This is a genomic window from Candidatus Thiodiazotropha sp. AKIB8, assembly GCF_058244675.1.
The window spans coordinates 245,007-264,549 of sequence record NZ_JBSYOO010000039.1 but is presented as its reverse complement, the minus strand read 5'-3'; the positions used below and the strand labels follow the sequence as shown (position 1 = coordinate 264,549).

The following is a 19,543-nucleotide window of genomic DNA, read 5'->3' as shown; positions in this document are numbered from 1 at the left end:
AGTTAAGGTGGTTTTTTTGTATGAGTTGTAAAATTTAAATCAATTATCTGGAAGTTTTCAAATCAAAAAATTCTTTCGGCAGACCCACAGGTTTGAGCAACCAACCTGTTTTTATGGCCGCCTGCAGGCATCCGATCTCATCGTGTGACTCAATCATGTCCCGATTATGATATTTACGGTCTCTAATCACACCGAGGCGCCTGGCACGGCTCATAATCGCGATTTCGGTCCGTTTTGGCATGTATCGCCGGCAGTAGGCGGCACCGAACTTCTCATAGCAGACAGAAATGACGTAATCCTCAGCACCAGTCCATTTCCTTCCGCGGATACCCAGTTTCATGGCTCGCTTTGCCACAGCAGCCCGGGAACGATTGGCCAGACGATCCACTACCCATTGCAGGCCATGATCCTGGTAATGCTCTCTGAGTAAGTTGTCTTCGTCAGCTGACCAACGCCTTGCCATGTCTCTACACTCCAATTAGTCAGTAGTTACTAAGCGTTTGTAAAAAGTGACAACAAAAGTGACAAGATAGACTTTCAGGCATAAAAAAAGGGATAGCGAGAATTCGCTAACCCTTTGTTTTATATTGGCTCCCCGGGACAGGCTCGAACTGCCGACCTAGTGATTAACAGTCACCCGCTCTACCGACTGAGCTACCGGGGAATTGTTCGAGAGGGGCGCATAATAATGAGACTGAGCCTTAGCGTCAATAGTTTCTGAATAAAAAGTACAATCAAGAGCCACATTTGAGTGCTGATCCACCCGGTCCCTGCTCGGAAATCCGGATCCGTCCTACATTGTTGACAATCAGTGCCTTGGGCTCTATTTGCTCTTCAGGAGCACAGAATGTCAGTGTCAGGTTATAGCCGCTGGGTCGGCCATCACCGTGATAGATCACCCGTTTACGGTATTCGCTTGAGTGGATCTCAATTTTCGACTCTTCCGGTATCAGGTATTTGCCTTGTATTGGGTCAGTCTGGTCAAGAATGCCATTTCTATCTCTATCCTCGAAGACGATTAAACCTCGGCTCCAATTGCCTTGATCCAGGCACTGCATCCCATCTTCGCTGGGGCAGATGACTTGATGCTGCTCTTGCTGAATTGCAAGGCTTCGAGCCAGGTAGAAATGGTTGAGAAAGCCATTAACGGAGGTGGTTTGCTCAGTTCTGAGTGTCAGGGTCAGCAGGGATGGGGTGGCCAGCGCGATAAGCAGCGTCAATGTAGCAAGGGTGGTAATCAGTTCAATCAGGGTGAGGCCCCGATTGTTAAGCGCAGAAGTCAGGCGTGGGTGAGACATGGATCTCCCTCCTTGGAGTTGTGTGGGGCGCATCCTGCGCCCGTTTTGAATTGAGGCCGGATAGGTATCCGGCAGTAAAACTAAAGTATCAGCCTTTCAATACAGCTTCAATTCTGTCCAAGGCTGTTTCAAGCTTCTCTCTGCTGGTGGCGATTGATATGCGTACATGCCCCGCAAGACCAAATGCAGTTCCCGGTACCAGGGCAACCCCAGCCTCCGAGATCAGGTATTCAGAGAGTTCCAAATCGTTATTGACCCCATCCAGACCGGCCAATGCCTCTTCGACTCTGGGAAAACAGTAGAAGGTGCCGTCACTGGGCAGACAGTCGATGCCTGGCATGCTGTTAAGCCGTTCTACCACATAATCGTGGCGCTCCTTGAAAGCGGTCAACATCTCGGCAATACACTCTTGAGAACCCTCCAGAGCCTCCTGTGCTGCCACCTGTGAGATGGATGTGGGGTTGGATGTACTCTGGGACTGGATCTTTTTCATTGCCTTGATGATTTCAGCTGGGCCGCCTGCATAACCGATACGCCAGCCCGTCATTGAGTAGGCTTTGGAGACGCCATTGAGCACCAGGGTGCGATCTTTCAGCTCTGGACATACATTCAGGATATTGACGAAACTGTTGCCAGGCCAAAGAATATGTTCATACATATCATCTGTGGCGATGATGATTCTTGGGTGCTCTTTCAACACTTCACCCAGAGCAGCTAACTCTTCACGACTGTAGGCCATACCCGTCGGATTGGAGGGGCTGTTGATGACAAACAGCTTGGTCTTGTCTGTAATTGCTGCTGAAAGCTGCTGGGCGCTGATCTTGAATTTCTGTGAGGCCCCGGCAGAGACCAGTACCGGCACACCTCCGGCCAGAATCGACATATCCGGATAGGAGACCCAGTAGGGGGCCGGGATGATGACTTCATCTCCTGGATCAAGGATGGCCTGAGCGAGGTTGTAGAAGCTCTGTTTTCCTCCGCAAGAGACCAGAATCTGGTCCATTGCATACTCAAAGCCGTTATCACGCTGAAACTTATTGATGATTGCCTGTTTTAGACCTGGAGTACCATCCACGGCGGTATATTTGGTGAATCCGTCATTGATGGCCTGAATTGCGGCCTTTTTAATATGCTCCGGAGTGTCGAAATCGGGTTCACCAGCACCGAGCCCAATGACATCCTTGCCGGCGGCACGCATTTCGGCGGCACGGGCTGTGACTGCAAGTGTTGGTGAGGGTTTAACGGCTTTTACGCGACTTGATAGTTGTGAATTCATGGCGGTTATTGATCCCTGCTGCTCAAACATCAGCACATTGGCTGAAAGACGGATTTAAGTTAAAGACACTCATATGACCTGCAACCAGATCGATCAGGGTAATATGATAACGCTGTCCGGATGTCATAATAGCCAATTAATTCACGATGAAGAATCCCCAAAATGAGCAAAGCGTTTAAATTAACCTCAAAATTTGCTCCCTCAGGCGATCAACCTGGTGCAATCAGGCGGTTGGTAGAGGGTTTAGAGGATGGAGAAGCAGCCATGACTCTGCTGGGTGTCACCGGGTCCGGTAAGACATTCAGCATCGCCAATGTCATCAATGAGGTGCAACGTCCGACTCTCGTGCTGGCGCCTAACAAGACTCTGGCGGCCCAGCTCTATGGAGAGTTCAAGGATTTCTTTCCAGAAAACTCGGTTGAGTATTTCGTCTCATATTACGACTACTATCAGCCTGAGGCCTATGTGCCAGCATCTGACACCTTCATTGAGAAGGATGCTTCGATCAATGATCATATCGAACAGATGCGCTTATCAGCCACCAAGGCACTGCTGGAGCGGAAAGATACCATCATAGTCGCCACTGTCTCGTCGATTTACGGTTTGGGTGATCCGCGTTCCTATCTGGGCATGATGTTACACCTGAGTCGTGGCGAGATGATCGATCAGCGCTCGATATTACGCCGATTGGCTGAGTTGCAATATAAGCGCAACGATATTGAGTTGCACCGTGCAACATTTAGGGTGCGGGGTGAGGTGATAGATATCTTTCCAGCTGAATCGGACTCTGAGGCGGTCAGGGTTGAGCTGTTCGATGATGAGATTGAGCAGCTTTCTCTGTTTGATCCCCTGACTGGTGCGGTTTTGCGCAAGGTGCCTCGCTATTCGATCTTTCCCAAAAGCCACTATGTCACCCCACGTGAGACCCTATTGGCAGCTGTGGATCAGATCAAGATTGAATTGCAGGAACGGCTGACCCAACTCGATTCAGCCCACAAGTTGGTAGAGGCGCAGCGTCTTGGGCAGCGTACTCGATTCGATATCGAAATGATTAACGAACTGGGTTATTGCTCAGGCATAGAAAACTACTCCCGCTACCTGTCGGGTCGCGCAGCAGGAGAACCGCCACCAACCCTGTTTGACTATCTGCCAGATAATTCACTTCTTGTGGTTGATGAGAGTCATGTCACCATTCCTCAGCTTGGCGGCATGTTTCGTGGGGATCGGTCAAGAAAAGAGACCCTGGTGGAGTACGGTTTTCGTCTGCCATCAGCACTGGACAATCGCCCTCTGAAATTTGAAGAGTTTGAGTATCGGGCGCCCCAGACCATCTATGTCAGTGCGACGCCGCGGGACTATGAAACACAACGATCCGGCGCCATTATCGAACAGGTAGTCAGGCCAACCGGGTTGGTCGATCCGGAAGTCGAAGTCAGACCGGCCAGTAGTCAGGTCGATGACCTGCTCTCTGAGATTCGCCTGCGGGTCGCCCAGCAGGAGAGGGTGCTTGTGACCACACTCACGAAACGCATGGCGGAGGATTTGACCGATTATCTGGGGGATCACGATGTGCGGGTACGATACCTGCACTCTGATATCGATACGGTAGAGCGGGTGGAGATTATTCGTGATTTACGACTGGGAGAGTTCGATGTGCTGGTGGGTATCAACCTGCTGCGTGAGGGTCTGGATATGCCGGAAGTGTCACTGGTGGCAATTCTGGATGCAGACAAAGAGGGTTTTTTACGCTCTGAAGGTTCATTAATCCAAACCATTGGAAGGGCTGCGCGTAATGCCAATGGTAAGGCCATTCTATATGCTGACAAGATGACCGGTTCGATGCGTCGGGCGATCGACGAGACTGAGCGGCGACGCCTGAAGCAGCAAGAGTACAATGAGGCTCATGACATTACTCCTCAGACCATTCTTAAATCCATTTCTGACATCATGGAAGGTGCTTATCCCGGGGGGCAGGTAAATCCCAAGAAATACGCCAAGGTCGCGGAGGAGGAGGCAGAATATGCTCAAATGACCCCAAAGCAGATGGCGAAGCGATTAAAGCAGCTGGAGGAGCAGATGTATCGCCATGCCCAGGATCTGGAGTTTGAGGAGGCAGCCGGAATTCGGGATCAGATAAAGAATCTGCAAAGTAAAGGTTTGATTGCTTAGGGGCGGTAATTGTTTGATCGGGTTTGATTTTTCAACGGATTGGAGAGTTGCAACAGTATATATCGAAGGTTCCAATTCTTTAGTGATAAGGAGAGAAGCTGGGAGTTTGCAGGAAATCAGTGCTTTTACACACATAGAGTATGCAATTTTAAAGGTATCCAACAACCTTCTGCACAATAACAATCGCTTTTAATCGAAACGTAGTGGCCATTTCAAAATCAGGCAGCAGATGCTGATTTAACTATTTACATAGGTTTTTGTACGAAAGCCTTTAAAAATTCAGGTGTTATTCTAGAATGGAACTAATCTAAACTTACATATACATGCAGCACTAGCTAGAGTCGACAATGGCAGATCTTGACGGAATGCTCCACGATATTAAAGCGGAAGCGAATTACGCTTGCCGCATGACAGGCAGAAATAGACTGGCCGATCATGTGCTAGCGGCAATGAGCCGGGTTCCACGACCTCATTTTGTTAAAAAAGGCTTTCGCCCCCACGCTTATGACAACAGTCCACTCCCCATCGGTAAAGGGCAGACAATCTCACAACCTTTTATCGTGGCACTGATGACCGATTTGATTGCACCGAAAAAAGGAGACAGGGTGTTGGAGGTTGGAACAGGCTCTGGTTACCAGACAGCAGTGCTTGCAGAGATGGTCAACCACCTCTGTACCATTGAAATTATTCCCAAGCTGGCCCAGAGATCTCGCCGCCAACTGGAGAAAGAGGGCTATACGAATATCAGCTACCAGATAGGGGATGGTTATTTTGGTTGGCCCGAGAAATCCCCTTTTGATGCGATTATGGTGACTGCTGCAGCCAAAGAGATACCGCAGCCCCTCATTGATCAACTGGCCCCTGGTGGTCGTTTGGTATTACCAGTAGGCAAAAGCCACTACACACAAGACTTGATGCTATTGCAGAAAGATGAATCAGGGCAGGTCAGTGCATCCAATCTTTTACCTGTTACCTTCGTACCCCTGACAGGGGATCGGTGAGATAGGCCGGCGATTCAAGCTGTACATTTTTCAGACTTGCAATTTCTATGTAGCTGCCTGTATGATTCGCCTCTTCGCAGGCGCGTAGCTCAGTTGGTTAGAGCGCTACCTTGACATGGTAGAGGTCGTTGGTTCGACTCCAATCGCGCCTACCAAATAGATCCTGGGGTCAATTTTCCCTGATTCCCTGCCTAAAAAACCTCACTGACACAGTGAGGTTTTTTTATCTCTGCCTTAGAATGATTTTGCCATCATAATATTTTGAACTGATGGATCTGGCTGGTTGTTCGATGCCTGCTTTTCTTTACTGCTTTAGATAAAGCAATCCACTACTGTGCCGCAAATTGCTCCTTTGCTTGCGGCAGGAATAGATTGAAAAACATGCTTCCCTCTCTCAGTTACCCTTGCAAATCGTAAATTAACCACCTGTGGAGAGTGTTTTTTCTGGTGTTTGAGCATGCCTCACCAAAAGCTATGGTGAGTCGTAGGGTGCGGCCCTGCCGCACCATCAGGGTGAGAATTCTCAAAGAAAATACAGATGGTTTGTTCATTACCTGCAGCGTCTCTACACCGACTCGTCAGGTGGTTATGGTTTTAGTTGGGCATGGTGCGGCAGGGCCACACCCTACAGATGAATTTATTTCGGCAGTCATTTTCTCTCCAGCGTGGGAATGAATACGGTAGGTAGATAAGTGCTGTGATGTTCGGAAATACCGACAGGTCAAAAATTCATTGCTCAAACAGCCAGGCCTTCTGATCGGTTTTTCCTGCGCTTCTGATTCGTCTTAAAGCGGAATAACAAGAGATGCCCTTAAATCTGATATTACTATCTCCGATTAGGATAACTTGATCTGAATCCCCAATTTTTCCAGTATGTGGCTTTTTCCGTAGCGGAGTACCGCGATGAGTTCAATTCTGGCCTCGTCTCTCGGAATCCCATTTTCAACCATTGATGCTAAGGTTTTTTCAAAGACAGCTCTGCGTCTCTGGCCTTTCTCAGAAGTGTCACGACGGTTTGAAAAAAACTCCATTAATGTCGAGCCACAGATACAGTTTCGATAAAGCTCTACTATGGGCTCGTCACCTTCTTCAGGACAGCCGATATTTTCTAACAGGCCAGTTCGTCCTTTTAATTGCTGAGTCTCCTTGATGAAATCATCTAAGGACGCATATTCTCTGCCACATCTGAATGCCTTTTATCGTAAAACAGTGTTCATGAATAGTTGATAGATCATCACCTGGATCAGGACCCAGGTGATGATCTATCTCAAGGAAAAATGATTCTCCAATAATCGATGCTGCCTGTTGCAAATGGGCCTAAATCCTTAACTTGCAGATTCCACTCACTATCAGAGGGCAGATCCCCAAGATCAAGATAGTAGGTCTCAAAAAGATTCACGCCTGAACCACCAAATCCTTTGAGCTTATGTTTGGATCCTGTGGGATCAATCAAGGTTACAGAAATCTCACGAACCCAGTCATGAACTATCCCTACTTCAATTTGAATCTGACCAGATGGGCCAGTTCTATCAACCATGATTGGGCTTAAGACTCCTGACAGGTTTGCTTGGGGGATTGGGTAATCATCCAGGTTTTCGAAAATCTGACCGGTTCCAGGCTCTGGATCTTCAAGTTGGTAATCAGCTATCAGACTGGCGCCTGAGAAAGCACTATAGGCATGTAGCATTATATAGTGTCTACCAGGTGCGACAGGTCGTGTGATACATCGCTCTTCATTCCCATATCTATAGGGACGACAATCGAAAATATCCAGGGTAGGCTGGTTATCGTATTGAAGGTAAAGATCGGCATCTCCACTACCATCATAGATTCTTACAGTCAGACTGCTGGCGCCAACTGGCACATCGATAGCGAACATCAGTTCATCACCAACTGCTCCCTCAAGGTCTGAAATAGCTACCCCATCACTTAACAGCGTCACGCCGGGGTCGGTTGGTTGCAACATCTCAACTGCAGCCTGAGCATCTAAAATGCCACTACCACAGCCTGCACAATCACTTGGGAAGGGTTGCGTACTCTCTATCAAGATACTTTCTACTTCATCTGGTGTTATATCCGGTTTCAAGCTGTAGAGAAGGGCTGCAACACCACTGACGTGTGGCGTCGCCATACTTGTGCCGCTCATAACCCGGTAACTCTCATTCCCTGGGACGACTACACCATCATTATATGTTGAGAGAATATCGACGCCGGGTGCTGCCAGGTCAACCAAGTCACCGAAGTTTGAGAAACTGGCTCTTTCACCATTTATATCTGTTGCAGCAACGGATACTACTCCGGGGCAGTTAGCTGGTGAGATCCCAGAGCTGTCCTCACTGCTATTGCCTGCTGCGACAATTACGGTAGCGCCCAATTGCCGGGCAGTCTCTATTGCAGTGAGTGCAGTTTGAGGGCAATCTGTTGATGGACCACCGAGGCTCATATTGATCACTTGAGCTGGATTTGCATTAATTGGTAGGCTTGGAACCTCTGAACCCGCTGCCCAGGCTAGACCATCCATGATGTCAGATAGATAACCGCCGCATCGGCCGATTACCCGTACCGGAACAACCTTGGCTTGATAGGCGATACCGGCCACACCTTCAGCATTGTTGGTCAAAGCAGCCACAGTACCGGCTACATGGGTGCCATGCCATGTGCTGATATAGTCATTACAGCTTGGTTCATAATCACCCGTATCCGTTGGGTCATTGTCACGTCCATCTCCATCATTAGCGACGAATTCATCACTGATCATGTCATACCCCGGCAGCAGGTTTGGGTTGAGATCAGAATGTGGTTGGTAACCACTGTCCACTACAGCTATAACGGTATTTGCACCCTGTGCAATATCCCAAGCCGTTGGTAGTTTGATGCCGCTAGTCTCTTGATAATAGTGCCACTGTTCACTATATCTGGGATCGTTAGGGGTAAGCAGGGGATACATCATCAGATCGGGCTCTGCATATTCGATACTCTCTTGCTGTTCCATCTGATCCGTGATTGCCTGCATATCCTCAACAGATATCTCCTGATCCAGTTGAACGACTTGAGCGCCACTGAATGTTTCTCTGACATGACTGGATGAAGCACCTGACAAGGTATCAAGTAAGTTGGCCATGCCCTCTGGTAGTCTATTCGTTTCCGATGATTGTCTGTATTTGATAATCAATCGGTTGGTTGTGCTACTTGAGGAAAGATTGGTTGCAGATGCACTATATGCTGGATCAGTAACCTGCCCGGCCAGCAGAGGCGTCGTAGCAAGCATGCATAGTGATAATAAGTAAGCTTTATTAGAGAAGGAAAGTGACTCTGTTTTTTTCATACAAACTCCATTTTTCTGAATTCCATTGTTTTGAACAGTCTTTAGATGTAATTGAACCCTAATGACTGTAAAGAAGAGTTGAATAAGTTAATAATGACTAAAAAGATAAAAAAGTTAACGAACTGCCTTCCTTGATAATTTTCATGCTGTTTTGTTTGAACTGGTTAAAACAAAAAGTGAGAAGGCCGTTGCATTATACTGAACTCTGTTGGGTGCGGATAAAAAAGTTGTGAATAGCGCTTAATTAAACGTACGCTCTACTATTCAGTGAATAGGCAATTGAGATACCCTAAGTTATTTAAATTATGTTTAAAATGATTTAATCAATAAATTATCCTTTCCTTGAGCAGTGTTCATGATGTTCTGAATTTATAACTGGTGTGCTAGGAAAATTGTGGCTGGTTTTGAGCGATACAGAAACAGAGGAGAGACCAGCTCAATAGAGTAACTCTCCGCGTGAGATTTATAAGATGGCGCGGCATGGTTCAATCCTGCGAGGGTTGATCGAGGTGTGATGCAGCAGGGCTGCATCCTACACTTGAGTTCAAATTAATGTGACAATGGTGGACTGAATTCGGGCCGCTTTATTTCGACCAAAACCAAATTTTACAATCTATGACCTTAAAATAGTGAACTCCAGAATCAAGCGTGAACAGAAGACCATTGCTGCGATGATGGTCATCTATTGTAGGCATCACCACCATTCAGACAGCAAGCTGTGCAGTGATTGTGAAAAGTTATTGGATTATGCCGAAAGGCGTCTGGAATCTTGTCCTTTTGAATCTGAAAAGCCCGCCTGTAATCACTGCACAGTGCATTGCTACTCGAAGCAGATGCGCACTCAGGTACAGGATGTCATGCGCTATGCAGGTCCCCGGATGCTGTTCCGGCATCCTCTGATGAGTTTGTTCCACCTTTTGGATAAGTTTCGCAAAGTCCCTCAGTTGTCAGATCGCAAGTAAAATGAGTCTAAATCACTAAAAGTCTCTCAAACTGCACTGCTTCAATATCATGTTTCCGTAACAATTACCGGGCTAGAATGTGAGAAAAACAGGGTAGGATGGGTTAATAAGCCCAATACTCAACTGTCTGGTAATCTACAGAGTGATTTCATTGTGGGTAGCCGGGGAATAGTTGGGCATATCCAGCCTATTGAGCCGCCAGACTAATAATAAAGGAGCACAAAAACATGAACGGTCAACAATCAGAGGTTTTAGCGGGACAAAGGGCAATAGTGACCGGGGCAAATTCCGGTATTGGAGAAGCGGTGGCTAAGGGCCTGGCCCAGGCTGGAGCGAAAGTTGCAATCAACTATGTGGTAAATGAAGCTGAAGCGCAAAGAGTCGCTGATGAGATCCAGCAACTCGGTGGCGAGGCTGTGCCGATCTTTGCTGATGTCAGCAATGAAAGCGATGTGGAGCAGATGTTCAGCCAGGTTATTGAATTATGGGGGAGTATCGATATTCTGGTGAATAACGCGGGTATTCAGCGTGATGCTGCTTTTGTCGATATGACTCTGGATCAGTGGAACAAGGTGATGGCGGTGAATCTGACCGGCCAGTTTTTATGCACCCGTGCCGCGACGCGTGAATTTATACGCCGAGGAGTGGTTACTGATCTCTCATGTGCCGCGGGAAAGGTGATCTGCATGTCCTCTGTGCATGAAGTTATTCCCTGGGCTGGTCATGTTAATTATGCTGCATCCAAAGGTGGTTTGATGATGTTCATGCAGAGTGTCGCCCAGGAGATGGCTCATCAAAAGATTCGTGTCAACGGCATCGCTCCTGGTGCCATACGTACCCCAATTAATCGATCTGCATGGGAGACACCTGAGGCAGAGTCTTCGCTCTTAGAGCTGATTCCCTATGAGCGCATTGGTGACCCCGATGATATTGCCAAGGCGACGGTATGGCTGGCATCGGATCAATCCGATTATGTTACCGGTACAACACTCTTTGTCGATGGTGGTATGACCCTCTATCCGGGATTCAGAGAGGGAGGCTGATATGTCTAGCGTGATCCGTTTCGGACGGAGTATCTGCGGCGATCTGGTCCAGGCAGAAAGAAGAGAGTGGTGGCTGACGGATGGTTTGGGAGGCTATGCAGGTGGCACCATCGCGGGGACTCTCACCAGGCGCTATCATGGATTATTGGTTGCGCCACTGCATGGTGCTATGGATAGACATCTGCTGATGACCAAGGCCGATGCCACGCTGAGTGTCGCTGGGCGCGAGTGGCCACTGTTCACTAATCGCTGGTACGGAAATGCCGTTGAACCAAGCGGCTATCGTTATCTTGAACAGTTTAAATTGGAAGGACGTATGCCAGTGTGGCGTTTTGCCTGTGCAGAACGGATTCTGGAGATGCGCATCTGGATGGTGGCGGGTGAGCACACCACCTATGTGGCCTATCGTTGTAGGGGCAGTGGGGATGATCAGGCCATATTAAAGGTGAAACTGCTTGCCAATCACCGAGACCATCACGGTAATATGCCGGTTCGTGGCACAACAGCCTCTCTCAAACAGACCACTGACAAACTCGAAATCGAGTGGCCCGAAGGCGGGCGACTCTTTTTACACACAACACCAGCAAATGTTGAACCCAGACAGGACTGGCACGAAGGTTTTCACTTGATTAGGGAAGAGGAGCGAGGGTTAGCATCTGTTGATAACAATCTCTCTCTGGGTCAACTGGTCTATTCAATGAATCCTGATGAATGGGTTGGTTTTGCAGTGAGTTTGAATCCGCAAACCTCTTTCGACCTGCCTGGTTCCATGCAGGCTTTTCTGCAAGCTGATCAGATAGAGTGCAAGCCTGAAACTGGCCCATTTGCAGGGGCTCCAGAATGGGTGCAGCAGTTAAGATTGGCTGCTGACAGTTTCCTGATTAAACGGACACTGCCCTCTGGCGAGTTGGGAGAGTCAATCATTGCCGGCTATCCATGGTTTGGCGATTGGGGTCGTGACACCATGATCTCACTGGCTGGTCTGACACTGGTATGCGGTCGTCTGGAGAGTGCCCGTTCAATTCTGATGAGCTATGCAAAACTGGTAGATCGGGGACAACTTCCCAACCGCTTCATCGATAGTGGTGAAACTGCAGAGTACAACACCGTGGATGCGGTACTCTGGTATTTCGGCGCCTGGCAAGACTATTTTGAGGCCAGCGAAGATCTCGAAGCGCTTAAACAGATCTTTCCGGTTTTACAAAGCATCCTGGATTGGCATATCAAAGGTACCCGCTACGGTATTTCAATGGATGGTGATGATCATCTGCTACGGGCAGGTGAGCCGGGTATACAACTGACCTGGATGGATGCCAAAGTAGGAGAGTGGGTAGTAACCCCCCGAATTGGCAAACCAGTAGAGATCAATGCCCTTTGGTACAACGCGCTGGTGATCATGGCTGGATTTGCTAAAAGATTGCAGAAGTCTGACAAACGATATATCGAACTTGCCGATGCAGTGAAAGATAGCTTTCAACGCTTCCGCCAAGAGTTTGGGGTCGGTCTGTTTGACGTTCTCGATACACCAAAAGGAGATGACCCGACAGTTCGGCCCAACCAGATTCTGGCAGTAAGTCTGCACCACTCCCCATTGGATGCGGATGCGCGCAAAGAGGTGGTTGATGTTTGCGCTCAGCAGCTGCTGACCTCGTACGGTTTACGATCTCTAAGTCCGCGGCACAAGGATTACGCCCATCACTATCAAGGTGGCGTTGCGGATCGGGATGGTGCATACCATCAGGGTACAGTTTGGGCCTGGCTACTCGGGCACTACGCCTGGGCGGAGTTCCTTGTCACTGGTGATGCTGTTTCAGCCCAGCAACGGTTGATGCCTTTCAGGGATCATCTGGGTGACGCGGGCCTTGGACATATCAGTGAGATATTTGATGGAGATCCACCTCATCTGCCCAGAGGAGCACCGGCTCAAGCCTGGTCAGTGGCCTCTACTCTGTCAGCTTGGCAACGTCTGCAAAAACAGATTTTGAATGAGCAGTAATCTGATTAACGTCATTCGGTGGTGTAGTCAATGAACGACCAGCAACTCAATAAAGAGCAGCAGCGCTTAGCACAACAACGCAGTGGGGAAGCCGAGTGGAATCTGTGGGGCCCCTATCTTTCCGAAAGAGCATGGGGAACCGTCAGGGAAGACTACAGTCCTGGCGGCACAGCTTGGGAGTATTTTGATCATGACCAGGCTCGTTCACGCGCTTATCGATGGAATGAGGATGGATTAGGGGGCATCAGTGATATCGGGCAGAGACTCTGTTTTGCATTGGCTCTTTGGAACGGCCAGGACACCATTCTGAAAGAGCGGGCCTTTGGTCTGACAGGGAATCAAGGGAATCGGGGGGAAGATGTAAAGGAGTACTACTTCTACTCCGATGCCACCCCCAGCCATAGCTGGTTACGTTATCTCTACAAATATCCTCAATCGGCCTATCCCTATGCACGCTTGGTGGAGGAGAATCATCAACGGAGTCGACTCGACCCTCCTTTCAATCTTTTGGATAGCGGTGCTTTCGAGCAAAATCGATATTGGGACATATCGGTCATCTATGCCAAGGCAGGGCCCAAACAGATCCATATTCGAATTACGATACATAACCGCTCCAATGATACAGCTGAGCTGCATCTGATACCTCAGCTCTGGTTTCGAAATAGTTGGTCCTGGGGTGATGAAGGGGAAAAGCCTGAACTGAAAAGTGAAACAGCAACTGAAGGTGCAGCATGGTGTGTGGCTGCAAAACATAATGAATTGGGTAGTTATCACTTATATGGTGAGCAACAAGCAGAGTTGCTGTTTACAGAAAATGAAACAAATACCGAACGCCACTGGGGCGTCGCTCCAGAGTCACCCTTTGTTAAGGATGCCTTTCATCGACGAATTATTGATGAAGAGGCCTCAGCAGTTAATCCCCAGAAAAGGGGGACAAAATTTGCTGCTTGGTATCGATTAGAAGTGGCAGGTGGGGCATCAAGAAACATCGACCTGATACTCAGTGAAGATCTATTGGATAGACCTTTTGAAAAAACTGAGCGGGTGATTGCCATGCGCCGTAGCGAGGCGGATCTGTTTTATGACGAACTTTTGCCTGAGGGTGGCCTGGAGGATCATCGTATTATGCGTCAGGCCCTGGCCGGCATGATCTGGAGCAAGCAGTTCTTTCACTTTGATGTTTTTCGTTGGATGAATGGTGACCAAATCACACCACCCGCATCACGCAAGCGTGGTCGTAATCAGCAATGGCGCCATTTTAAAGCCGCAGATATTTTTTCCATGCCCGATGCCTGGGAGTATCCCTGGTTTGCTGCCTGGGACCTTGCTTTTCACTGCGTGGCGTTGGCATTGGTGGATGTGGACTTTGCCAAACAGCAGATTGAACTATTGCTGGGTGAAAAATATCTCCATCCCAATGGACAGATTCCTGCCTATGAGTGGTCTTTTAGTGATGTCAATCCGCCAGTACATGCTTGGGGCGCGTTAAAAGTCTATCGTGCTGAGCGTATTCAGAGAGGAAAAGGAGATGTCAGCTATCTTCAGCGGGTCTTTCATAAGTTGTTACTCAACTACGCATGGTGGATCAACCGCAAGGATAAGCATGGCCAGAATCTATTTGAAGGTGGGTTTCTGGGCTTAGACAACATCTCTGTTTATGATCGCTCAAAACCCTTACCTCCGGGTTATACCCTGAAACAAGCCGATGCCACAGGCTGGATGGCAATGTTCGCTTTAAACATGACTGTGATGGCATTGGAACTCGCCATAGATGACAGTGACTATGAAAATATTGCCATCCAGTGTTATGAGCAGTTTCTATCCATAGCCAAGGCGATCAGCGGCGGTGATGAGGGTGGTCCCTCACTGTGGGATATGGAGGCTGGTTTTTTTAAGGATCTGCTGATAACACCAGAGGGAGAACATCACCGGGTTGATGTCTATTCATGGGTCGGCTTGATTCCCATGTTTGCTACAGAAGTTGTGGATAAACGTTTATTGGAGAACGTACCCAGATTCAGGAAAATGCTTCAGGTGCATAAGAAAGGGCTCTTTCAAGGCAGTTATGTCTGTGCCTGTCCCGACTGGGAGAATGATCAGGGTGAGCATCTGCTGGCACTTGTCGATCACTCCATGTTGCCGCGTATCCTGAACAGGCTGTTAAATGAAGATGAGTTTCTATCTCCCTATGGCATACGCAGTCTTAGCAAGTTGCATGAAAATTATCGAGACCTGGGAGAGCTACCAGGAATAGGCCAAATCGGTATTCACTACTCACCTGGAGAATCAGAAAGCGGCCTGTTTGGGGGGAATTCCAATTGGCGTGGCCCCATCTGGATACCCACTAACTACGCATTAATACAGGCTATAGAGAAGTTTCATCGTTTTCTCGGCGATGGCTTTAAATATGAAGTACCAGCACTTTCAGACGAACCCCTTACCTTGAGGGATATCGCTACACTGATATCAGATCGGCTGGTTAAGCTCTATAACCGAGATGGAGAGGGCAGGGTGCCTGCCTTGCGTCGAGATAGCCCCTTCCAATCGGATGAGGCCTGGAGAGATCTTAATCTGTTTTATGAATATTTCCACGCCGAGACAGGACAGGGTCTGGGTGCTGCTCATCAGACAGGCTGGACAGGATTACTGGCGAACCTGGTAATGCGACGTTATCGAAAGGATATTCCTGTTTTTCTTGGTGAGGATGAATCCTTGGGTTAATAATAAGAAGATAGTCTGATCTGATGGCAAGATATTTCTTCAATCCAGGCATGGAATGAGTCTAGCTTCTTTGCTTCGTCACCGTAGACCAAAAAGTGACTGCCGTCATTGAGGCAGGTTAATCCACCAAGTTTTTCTCCACGTCGCCAGGTCAATGGGTATGGTTTTAATTTTGATTGACAGACAGGACAACTAAATTCTAAGCCCTGTTCGGCAAGTTTAAGTATTTCACTATCAGGGAGAAATCTTGGGTTTAATTCGCGCATAATTCCCTCCATGGAATTTCAACTGACTGACTTAAAAACAACATAGCCTAATTTGGTTGTCTGTGGAAGTTAGTGATTTCCCTAGTATGCATATTTTACCAGCTGCCTGTTTATCCCTGATACAGGATAACCCTAGCTAGGGTAACCCCCTATACTCTTGGTATGCAGAATCTGAGTTAATGCCATAATATTGCGGTTTTATATAATTTAATTTAACTCGTGTGCTACTGAGGTGGCAAGGAATAAACATGAAGTTACTGAGTGCTCGACTTGGTCTGTTTTTGGGTCTGCTTCTGCCTCTCTATGCAGCACATGGAGCGAATGTGCCCAAGCTGAATATCACCTGGAATTGTGGTTCTTGCACCCACAATGAAAAAATAATTCCGCTTATTCAACAGGCCTATAGAAAAGAGGCCCAGAGTAGTGGGCAATCTGTCTCTTCAACAGAGATTGCTGAGGTGGAAATTATCGAATTCCGACAACGTAATCCAGGGGTAAGGGTCATGTTCGGGGTTATGGCTGGAAAAGATCGCCTTGGTCTCAGGATTAACTACAAAGGAAATGAATACTATACGAGTGATTACTCTGCAAATGTGGTGCAAGGAATGAACCATCTCTGCGCTGCGGTGGCTTCAGAGACTTATCAAAAACTGGATATGGTTGCTCAGTGATGGTTAATAGTATCCCTGCTTTCACAAATCGACTGTTTCAATACGTCCACTGCGCAGTGATCTGGCCTCAATGGGGTCATCTGACTCTGAACTTGTTATAAAAAGCCTGCTGCTTTTTTCTCCAACCACCATACAAGCATAGGGATCGCCAACAGGCTCAATTTCCCGCAACCTCTCTCCTCCCTGCTTGACTAGCAGCAGACGTGAAAGGTTGGGTGCTGCGATCCATAGATTGTTTTGTGCGTCGAGCGCTATTCCATCGGGATATGCACCATTCAGTTCTGCCCAGACGCGTCGATTGCTTAAACTGCCATCAGCTTCTACATCAAAGGCTGAGATGCGTGATGCAAAGGTTTCCGCAACCAATAGGGTGCTGCCATTCGGACTCAAGGCACAGCCATTGGGAAAGAGTAAATCTTCTGCAACGACCCTCGGTTTGCCATCAGGCTCAACCATAACCAGTTCAGCTGTTGCTTGGGCGGCTCCGCCATGAAGATCAAAACCGAAATTGCCAACATAGGCGCGTCCCAGATTGTCCACCAACATGTCGTTACAATGGAAAGAGGCGAGGCTACTGAGATCAACGTAGGGTTCCAGTTTGCCATTTACAAGCACAAGAACCTGACGTTTAGTCATGGATACAACCAGCATGCGTCCATCCGGTAACCAACCCAGCCCACCTGGCAGGTCATCCAGGGTGGCAATGGTCTCCGACTCTCCCTGAAGATTAACCCTCACTACCTGTTGGGCATGTTGATCGGTAAACCATAACCAGCCATCACGCCAACGAGGTGCCTCTGGAAACATTAAATCATCAAGTAGTAGTTGTGTCTGACTGGGTGTGGATGTGAGTTTCATCTCTGACATAATGTGTTTGACAATCTGCTCTGGCGGTTGCTCAATCGATAAGGTCAGCGCCTCTTCGGGCGGTTCCAGGTCATCAAACTGGCTTTGCAGCAATTCCGATCTCATGAAGTGTTTGGTACGCTGATTAAGCCTTGCCAGGATCAGCTCATAAGACTCTTCAAGATAGACAAATCGAACTTCAGGAGAGCGCATCAGCTGCTCACGATAGCTCTTTTTCAGTGCTGAGCAGGAGAGTACAGCTGAGCGATCAATACTTAGATGTCTGTCGATTACCTTTGCCAGTCGCTCCAGCCAGGGTTGGCGGTCATCATCGTCAAGTGGCAATGCTGTGGCCATTTTGGCCTTATTCTCTGCAGGGTGATAGTCATCTCCCTCGATGAAGCGCCAACCGGTCTGTTGGGCGAGGATTCTGCCGATGGTGGATTTTCCTGAGCCGGAAACACCCATAACAATGATAATCACTCTAATTCCCCTCTCATCTGACCTGAACAGACCTGCATAGCTGTCATCATAGCTGAGTGTATGAGTCTCCACATCCGCATAAATAATGCCCCTATAGGAGCGATCATTTTGATTTCGTGACTGACACTGTTTAGGGTGTGGAGCATAACAGCATATGCTGCTGGATTAGCTAGGCGCTTCATCAATTAGGAGGTTCAATAATGGAGTACGGCCCGCGCGAGATTACTACCCCCTTCAGACCTATTCCCCTTGAAGTACCAGAAGGTATGAAACCCAATGAGTTTTTCAACAGTACTGAAAACCTCAATGATCTGGTACACAACAATGGTCTGTTGATGAATCCGGAGAACCTTCTGCTCTACCGCAAGGCCTTGGGGCATAGTACCGAATTCGATACATCCATTATCTATAACACCTCCAAGGTGATACTTAATCCCCTTGGGCGACCCGTGCGGCGTACACAGGTACCTCAGGAAGTACGCCATGTCTGGAACCGGATGAACCAGATTATTATCGAATATATGCTGGAAACCTTTCCAGATCCTGCACAGCATCTGATGTTGGCTGGGGAGGCCAGTCTGGATGCCACATGGCCATTGACTTCGCCTGGTGTGCCTAGCATTCGCATGTTGCACAACCACTTTATCGTTTTTCCCATGACTCAGCTCAGGCAGGCTGATTTAGCTGACCCGAAAAATCCCAATCTTTCTGATGGTGGGCAGCATAGTCTGTTCCAGTCCTATATGCGGGATGTCTATCGTGAGTTTTTTGACAGTTCACTTGAATTGAAAGTATTAAAGCCTATCAGTTCTGAAGAGTCCGGTATAAAGCTTACCGGCTATCCTCAAGGTCTTCCCTGTTGGGAGATCCGCGGTGGTGGTGCTGCCTTGAAGAATATCCGTTTCTGGCATGAGTATGACGCCATACTAGAAGGATTCATCGATTTCTATCGTACCTTTTTCAGTCAGGTCTCCACGCGTAACGCACCTATGCCCAGGGATGTTTATTATCCTCATCAGGTAGAGAGTGTGCTGCTATTCAATAACGATTTTCTCGGCGCAGCAAAAAAGGTCAGGGACCGCTGTATCGTTGATGCGAAATATGCCAATTCAATTCGATGGCAGCCCGCGTTTAAACAGTTGATCTACAGAAATGAAGCAGGCAAGTTGATTGTGACTATCAGCCAGAACTCAATAGGTAATGCGATCACAGAATTATTGGGCGTGGTGGTCAAGCGAGTACCTGATGCAGAACTCTATGAAAAAGCGGAACCTGCTTTACTGGAGAGGTTGCTGGAGGTTCGCAGGCGACTTATAGATGCTGATCTCGGTTCAGGTATCGCAACAGATTATTGGCCTGAAAGCTAATAGTCAGAGATAACAATTCACTACTTGCTCTCAGGCTTCTTCTACACCAAGAGAATGATGTAAAACAGACCTTGCGTGCAGGGTAGGGTGGGGCCATGCCCCACCATAAAAGATTATGA

General features: G+C 48.1%; 14 protein-coding genes and 2 tRNA genes. 9 read left to right on the top strand and 7 right to left on the bottom strand.

The genetic code is table 11. From position 1 onward, the window contains the following. Positions 1-43: 43 nt before the first annotated feature. The 4 genes from AC4IFB_RS13135 to AC4IFB_RS13120 all read right to left on the bottom strand — a co-directional run bounded on the left by AC4IFB_RS13135 (position 44) and on the right by AC4IFB_RS13120 (position 2,574). The gene (locus tag AC4IFB_RS13135) at positions 44-463 is read right to left on the bottom strand and encodes an SANT/Myb-like DNA-binding domain-containing protein (RefSeq protein WP_490780399.1); all 420 of its coding nucleotides are present in this window, start codon (positions 461-463) and stop codon (positions 44-46) included. A gap of 125 nt (positions 464-588) precedes the next feature. Then, positions 589-664, bottom strand: a tRNA-Asn gene (locus AC4IFB_RS13130). 70 nt (positions 665-734) lie between these two features. Then, a complete protein-coding gene (locus AC4IFB_RS13125) occupies positions 735-1,298 on the bottom strand; it encodes a GspH/FimT family protein (RefSeq protein ID WP_490780398.1) in 564 nt (187 codons plus the stop codon). 88 nt (positions 1,299-1,386) lie between these two features. After that, on the bottom strand, positions 1,387-2,574 hold the full coding sequence (locus AC4IFB_RS13120) for a pyridoxal phosphate-dependent aminotransferase (RefSeq protein WP_490780397.1): 1,188 nt from the start codon (positions 2,572-2,574) through the stop codon (positions 1,387-1,389). 162 nt (positions 2,575-2,736) lie between these two features. On the opposite strand from AC4IFB_RS13120, the gene uvrB reads away from it, so the two are divergent. The 3 genes from uvrB (at position 2,737) to AC4IFB_RS13105 (ending at position 5,899) form a co-directional block, all read left to right on the top strand. Further along, the gene (gene uvrB / locus AC4IFB_RS13115) at positions 2,737-4,743 is read left to right on the top strand and encodes an excinuclease ABC subunit UvrB (protein ID WP_490780396.1); all 2,007 of its coding nucleotides are present in this window, start codon (positions 2,737-2,739) and stop codon (positions 4,741-4,743) included. Positions 4,744-5,090: 347 nt separating this feature from the next. After that, positions 5,091-5,744, top strand: coding sequence for a protein-L-isoaspartate(D-aspartate) O-methyltransferase (locus AC4IFB_RS13110; RefSeq protein ID WP_490780395.1), 654 nt, complete (start codon positions 5,091-5,093; stop codon positions 5,742-5,744). A 78-nt stretch (positions 5,745-5,822) separates the two neighbouring features. Next, positions 5,823-5,899, top strand: a tRNA-Val gene (locus AC4IFB_RS13105). A 1,112-nt stretch (positions 5,900-7,011) separates the two neighbouring features. Here the strand turns inward: AC4IFB_RS13105 and AC4IFB_RS13100 are convergent. After that, positions 7,012-9,069, bottom strand: coding sequence for a S8 family serine peptidase (locus AC4IFB_RS13100; protein ID WP_490776563.1), 2,058 nt, complete (start codon positions 9,067-9,069; stop codon positions 7,012-7,014). 629 nt (positions 9,070-9,698) lie between these two features. Between AC4IFB_RS13100 and AC4IFB_RS13095 the strand changes: the two genes are divergently transcribed. The 4 genes from AC4IFB_RS13095 to AC4IFB_RS13080 all read left to right on the top strand — a co-directional run bounded on the left by AC4IFB_RS13095 (position 9,699) and on the right by AC4IFB_RS13080 (position 15,791). Continuing rightward, positions 9,699-10,031, top strand: a complete 333-nt coding sequence (locus AC4IFB_RS13095) for a nitrous oxide-stimulated promoter family protein (protein WP_490776562.1) — start codon at positions 9,699-9,701, stop codon at positions 10,029-10,031. Between the two features lie 227 nt (positions 10,032-10,258). Then, on the top strand, positions 10,259-11,074 hold the full coding sequence (locus AC4IFB_RS13090) for an SDR family oxidoreductase (protein ID WP_490780394.1): 816 nt from the start codon (positions 10,259-10,261) through the stop codon (positions 11,072-11,074). 1 nt (position 11,075) lies between these two features. Beyond that, positions 11,076-13,070 (top strand): amylo-alpha-1,6-glucosidase, encoded by a 1,995-nt coding sequence (locus tag AC4IFB_RS13085; protein WP_490780393.1) that lies wholly within the window; start codon positions 11,076-11,078, stop codon positions 13,068-13,070. A gap of 30 nt (positions 13,071-13,100) precedes the next feature. Then, on the top strand, positions 13,101-15,791 hold the full coding sequence (locus AC4IFB_RS13080) for an MGH1-like glycoside hydrolase domain-containing protein (RefSeq protein ID WP_490780392.1): 2,691 nt from the start codon (positions 13,101-13,103) through the stop codon (positions 15,789-15,791). Here the strand turns inward: AC4IFB_RS13080 and AC4IFB_RS13075 are convergent. After that, entirely contained in the window at positions 15,788-16,057 is a 270-nt protein-coding gene (locus AC4IFB_RS13075; RefSeq protein WP_490776558.1) for a hypothetical protein, read from the bottom strand. The two genes, AC4IFB_RS13080 and AC4IFB_RS13075, sit on opposite strands and share 4 nt — an antisense overlap. A 248-nt stretch (positions 16,058-16,305) precedes the next feature. Here AC4IFB_RS13075 and AC4IFB_RS13070 point away from each other — a divergent pair, with 248 nt between their 5' ends. Then, positions 16,306-16,728, top strand: coding sequence for a hypothetical protein (locus tag AC4IFB_RS13070; protein ID WP_490776557.1), 423 nt, complete (start codon positions 16,306-16,308; stop codon positions 16,726-16,728). 21 nt (positions 16,729-16,749) lie between these two features. Here the strand turns inward: AC4IFB_RS13070 and AC4IFB_RS13065 are convergent, their stop codons facing one another. Then, positions 16,750-18,057 (bottom strand): gluconokinase, GntK/IdnK-type, encoded by a 1,308-nt coding sequence (locus tag AC4IFB_RS13065; protein WP_490780391.1) that lies wholly within the window; start codon positions 18,055-18,057, stop codon positions 16,750-16,752. Positions 18,058-18,257: 200 nt separating this feature from the next. On the opposite strand from AC4IFB_RS13065, the gene AC4IFB_RS13060 reads away from it, so the two are divergent. Continuing rightward, positions 18,258-19,424: a hypothetical protein gene (locus tag AC4IFB_RS13060; RefSeq protein WP_490776555.1), complete on the top strand. Its 1,167-nt coding sequence runs from the start codon at positions 18,258-18,260 to the stop codon at positions 19,422-19,424. Positions 19,425-19,543 lie beyond the last annotated feature (119 nt).

What these genes read in the sequence shown, in the direction of transcription:
- AC4IFB_RS13080 (WP_490780392.1), top strand. Translation starts at nt 13,101, where the DNA reads ATGAACGACCAGCAACTCAATAAAGAGCAGCAGCGCTTAGCACAACAA.
- AC4IFB_RS13070 (WP_490776557.1), top strand. Translation starts at nt 16,306, where the DNA reads ATGAAGTTACTGAGTGCTCGACTTGGTCTGTTTTTGGGTCTGCTTCTG.
- AC4IFB_RS13060 (WP_490776555.1), top strand. Translation starts at nt 18,258, where the DNA reads ATGGAGTACGGCCCGCGCGAGATTACTACCCCCTTCAGACCTATTCCC.
- AC4IFB_RS13120 (WP_490780397.1), bottom strand. Translation starts at nt 2,574, where the DNA reads ATGAATTCACAACTATCAAGTCGCGTAAAAGCCGTTAAACCCTCACCA.
- AC4IFB_RS13110 (WP_490780395.1), top strand. Translation starts at nt 5,091, where the DNA reads ATGGCAGATCTTGACGGAATGCTCCACGATATTAAAGCGGAAGCGAAT.
- AC4IFB_RS13100 (WP_490776563.1), bottom strand. Translation starts at nt 9,069, where the DNA reads ATGAAAAAAACAGAGTCACTTTCCTTCTCTAATAAAGCTTACTTATTA.
- AC4IFB_RS13125 (WP_490780398.1), bottom strand. Translation starts at nt 1,298, where the DNA reads ATGTCTCACCCACGCCTGACTTCTGCGCTTAACAATCGGGGCCTCACC.
- AC4IFB_RS13085 (WP_490780393.1), top strand. Translation starts at nt 11,076, where the DNA reads ATGTCTAGCGTGATCCGTTTCGGACGGAGTATCTGCGGCGATCTGGTC.
- AC4IFB_RS13135 (WP_490780399.1), bottom strand. Translation starts at nt 463, where the DNA reads ATGGCAAGGCGTTGGTCAGCTGACGAAGACAACTTACTCAGAGAGCAT.
- AC4IFB_RS13090 (WP_490780394.1), top strand. Translation starts at nt 10,259, where the DNA reads ATGAACGGTCAACAATCAGAGGTTTTAGCGGGACAAAGGGCAATAGTG.
- uvrB (WP_490780396.1), top strand. Translation starts at nt 2,737, where the DNA reads ATGAGCAAAGCGTTTAAATTAACCTCAAAATTTGCTCCCTCAGGCGAT.
- AC4IFB_RS13075 (WP_490776558.1), bottom strand. Translation starts at nt 16,057, where the DNA reads ATGCGCGAATTAAACCCAAGATTTCTCCCTGATAGTGAAATACTTAAA.